3 protein-coding genes are annotated in these 3,609 nt (G+C 68.0%); all 3 read right to left on the reverse strand.

The genetic code is table 11. From position 1 onward, the window contains the following. Window positions 1–41: 41 nt before the first annotated feature. The 3 genes from ACWDSL_RS52490 to ACWDSL_RS52500 all read right to left on the reverse strand — a co-directional run bounded on the left by ACWDSL_RS52490 (window position 42) and on the right by ACWDSL_RS52500 (window position 3,356). Window positions 42–1,589: a DUF1996 domain-containing protein gene (locus tag ACWDSL_RS52490; RefSeq protein ID WP_450496760.1), complete on the reverse strand. Its 1,548-nt coding sequence runs from the start codon at window positions 1,587–1,589 to the stop codon at window positions 42–44. A gap of 9 nt (window positions 1,590–1,598) precedes the next feature. Beyond that, window positions 1,599–2,246 (reverse strand): DUF4142 domain-containing protein, encoded by a 648-nt coding sequence (locus ACWDSL_RS52495; RefSeq protein WP_450496761.1) that lies wholly within the window; start codon window positions 2,244–2,246, stop codon window positions 1,599–1,601. A 225-nt stretch (window positions 2,247–2,471) separates the two neighbouring features. Continuing rightward, window positions 2,472–3,356 carry a lysozyme gene (locus ACWDSL_RS52500; RefSeq protein ID WP_450496763.1) on the reverse strand — a complete coding sequence of 295 codons (885 nt, stop codon included), beginning with the start codon at window positions 3,354–3,356 and terminating at the stop codon, window positions 2,472–2,474. Window positions 3,357–3,609 lie beyond the last annotated feature (253 nt).

The following is a 3,609-nucleotide window of genomic DNA, read 5'->3' on the forward strand; positions in this document are numbered from 1 at the left end:
GACCGAAGACCGGTCGGCGCACGCCTGGGGCTGGTGGGGCGTCAACCGCACTTCTGCCCGCTGTTGATGCACTGCACTGCCTGGTTCATCAGCTGGTCCGACATCACGTTGATGAAGTCGTCGTGGTCGGTGACCGGCTTGTGCAACTGCTCGGGGAAGCCGTCGACCGCGAAGGTCTCACCCGCCGGGACCTCATAGGTGATCTTGTTCACCAGCTGAGGGATCGCCTGGAAGCCGTTGGCGCAGGAGCCGTCCTCCTGGGCGAAGGCGACGTGGTCACGGTGGTTGGCGCTGTCGATGTTCTTGCCGTCCCAGCAGCTCTGGAAGGCGAAGCTGCGCACCACATCGCTGCCCTGCGGGCAGATCGGGTACTTGTCGGTCAGCTGGCGGTCCTCGAAGCCGGTGCAGCTCCAGTGGGCGTTGGCGTTGGCGGTGCCGTTGGTGAACGCCTTGGCGTCACCGGTGATGATCCGCAGGAACTTGGGCATCGCGGTGACCTTGCCGACCGGGCTGCCCTTGAACTCGATCGTGGAGCTCTTGGGGGTGAGGATCTTGCCGACGTTCCCCTCGAGGCCACCGCCGAGCTGGTTGGCGTCCTTCTCCTGGGTGCCGTCCTGGACCCGGACCACCGGCCAGTAGTACGTGGACTGGTCGCCGTTGGTGCAGGTGGTCTCGCCCGCGGCCAGGCTGTCGTTGGTGGAGTTGGCGCTCGTGGTCTTGTTGCCCACGTAGTCGTGGGTGTGGTGGGCGCCGTTGCCCACACCGGGCGCCACGATCACGTTGTCGCTGTTGCGGATGCCCTCCTCGTTGACACCGCACTCCGAGACGAAGGTGCCCTTGGACGCGTTGCCCTGGTTCTGCGGCTCCTTGACGTTGGGCTGCACCTTCGTGATGTCGACGAAGTCGTCGGGGGAGGGGCCGTTGCCCTGCTGCCCGCCGTTGCCGCCCTGCTGGCCGCCGCCTTGCTGGCCGCCACCCTGCTGCTGGCCATCGCCTTGCTGGCCGCCGCCTTGCTGGTTTCCGCCTTGCTGTCCGCCTTGCTGTCCGCCTTGCTGGCCGCCACCCTGCTGTTGGCCGCCGCCCTGCTGGTTGCCCTGCTGGCCGCCGCCCTGCTGCTGGTTGCCGCCCTGACCGCCCCGGCCCTGCCCGGCGAAGTTGGTCTGCATCTTGCAAGCGCTCATCTGCTCAAGACCCGCGGGGCGTTGGGCGCTGCGGCTGATGGCGGTCCCGATACGGTCCAAGGTGGCCGTGCGCTGCTGCTGGAGCGTGGTGAGCACGGAGTCCGTGCCCGCCTCCTTGTTCGCCATGCGCTGGTATGCCTTGGCCACCTGGGAGTCGAGCTCGGCCAGGTTCCTGTCGACCTCGGTGCGGGCCTGGCGGGGCACGTCGTTGAGCTTCTGGCCCACGTCGGGGCAGCTGATCGTGCCCGCCGTCGCCGACAGCGTCCGCTCCTCGCCGGAGCTCTTGTCGCCGCTCGCGGACGCGTTCGCCGCGATGATGGCCGCGCCGCCACCGCCGAGCGCCAGCGCGGCGACGATGGCCACGGTCTTGTTCGTGAAACGCCCGCGTTTATGGGTCTGTTGCCTCATGAGATCACTTCACTTTGTGTTGAGGGCCTCGAAGTCGACAAGCCCGGTGTCCTCAAGGACCGTGATGTGGTCGAGAACGACTGCGTTGGCCCTTGTCGCGAGGGACCTGACCATGGAGTTCTCGCTCTGCGCCCGCACCTGGGCAACCAGGCCGAAGACCTTGCCGTGCGCGGCGCGCAGGCGGTTGGCGAACACACGCTGGAACTCTGCCGGTGAGGCGGCGGTGGTCATTTCGTTGAGCCAGCCCTGCTGCTGCTCATTGGGCTGGGTGGGCAGGTCGATTGCGAGAGCCTGGCCCACCTCGTTGGATCGGCGGTCCAGCTCGGTGTGGCCTTCGATGAGGTGTTCGCCCGCGGTCTTCACGGCGTCGGTGTTGCCACGCTCCTGCGCCATGCGTCCCGAGGGGAGCTCCCACAGGCCGGCGAGCTTGACCTTGCGGACGAAGTCCCTGTCGACCGCGGTGAGCGGTCCGTATTGCGTACTGATGGTTCCTTTTCCGTCGTCGGTGACCCCGCTCGGGAGCGCCGCGGCGCTGCTTTCGCCGAACAGGCTCACGGGGATGAGCAGTGCCGCGAGCGTCATGGCGAGCGCACCGATGATGAGCCCGGTCCCGATCGTGCGGCTGGAAGCAATGGATCTGCTGATGACTGATCGCACAGCGCCCTCCTTGGTTCGGAGTGACACCGGACGCTAGTGCCTGGTGTGGGCCGGGAGTGGAGAGCTCATCACCAATGAATAAAGACCTGACAGCGATCGCTACTTGCTGGTACTCTGCCGAACTGTTTTGTGTCCCGCCCCCTGAGCTGGTGCTTTACGTCCGCTTTGCCCAGTCGGGGGGCGGGAGTTCCCCGGTCAGCGGGCCGGCCGGGGTCGACGCCGGGCTCAGCCCTTGGCGAGGGCCTTCAGCCGCGTCAGGCTGCCGTTGAACTTGTTGTGGTCACCCACCACCGGCCCGGAGGACGTGTACTGCCAGATGGTGTGGGTCTTCCAGCCGGCCGGCAGCGCCCCCGGCGTCGACGCGTAGCGCGCGAGCCACAGCGGGTTCTTCGTGCCGAACGCGCCGCTGTTGCCGGTGCAGGACTTCCACCAGCTGGTGGTCGTGTAGATCACCGGGTCGCGCCCGGTGCGCTTCTTGACCCGGGCGCTGAAGTCCTTGATCCAGGTGACCATCTGGGCCTTGGTCCTGCCGTAGCAGGACGCGCCGTACGGGTTGTACTCGATGTCCAGCACGGGCGGCAGGGTCTTGCCGTCGGCGGACCAGCGGCCGCCGTTGTTCACGAAGTAGTCCGCCTGCGCGGTGCCGCTGGACTTGTTCGGCAGGGCGAAGTGGTACGCGCCGCGGATCATGCCCTTGTTGGCGGAGCCGTTGTACTGCGAGGCGAACTTGGGGTTCTTGTACGTCGTGCTCTCGGTGGCCTTGACGTAGGCGAACCGGACGTTCTTGTTCCAGAGTGACGTCCAGTTGACCGTTCCCTGGTGGTTGCTGACGTCGACCCCCTCCACCGTGGCGGCCGCCGTGGCCTTGGGGGTCGCCTTGGGATCGCCGCCCTCGTGCTCGGCGACGGTCGAGCCCATCCAGTCCCGCTCCGGGTGTGCGGGGCCCTGGGCCCGCGCCGTGCCGGCCTCGGACGCCTCGGTGGTCGAGGCCATGGCGGGCACCAACGAGGCCAGGGTGGCGGTGACCGCGAGGGCCAACCCGCCCATGGCGTAGGGCGAGCGCAGAGCGGGGCGCTTCCGGTGGGCGCCCTTGCCGGTCTGTGCGGACATGTCTGCTCCTCCGAACTCGGTGTCACGTGGGGGGAAGTGCGGTGCGGCGAAGATACGCGCGTAGATCACGAGGGCGGAAGGGGTACGCGAAGGAATTCGCGGATTCGCTGAACGCCTCGCCCGTCGCGTCCGTACCGATGGACGTGAAGCCCGAGCACGCACCGCGAAGGTGTTCCCTGGAAGACGCCACCCGTCCGGCCCCCGGCCGCGCCGCGGCCCCGCGCCCTGCGCCATGGGTCGCGCCGCCGCGCCG

The sequence above is a fragment of the Streptomyces sp. NPDC000941 genome (assembly GCF_053599555.1).

Bases quoted from the DNA above. Each gene is read 5' to 3' on its own strand.
- ACWDSL_RS52500 (WP_450496763.1), bottom strand. From the start codon at position 3,356: ATGTCCGCACAGACCGGCAAGGGCGCCCACCGGAAGCGCCCCGCTCTG.
- ACWDSL_RS52490 (WP_450496760.1), bottom strand. From the start codon at position 1,589: ATGAGGCAACAGACCCATAAACGCGGGCGTTTCACGAACAAGACCGTG.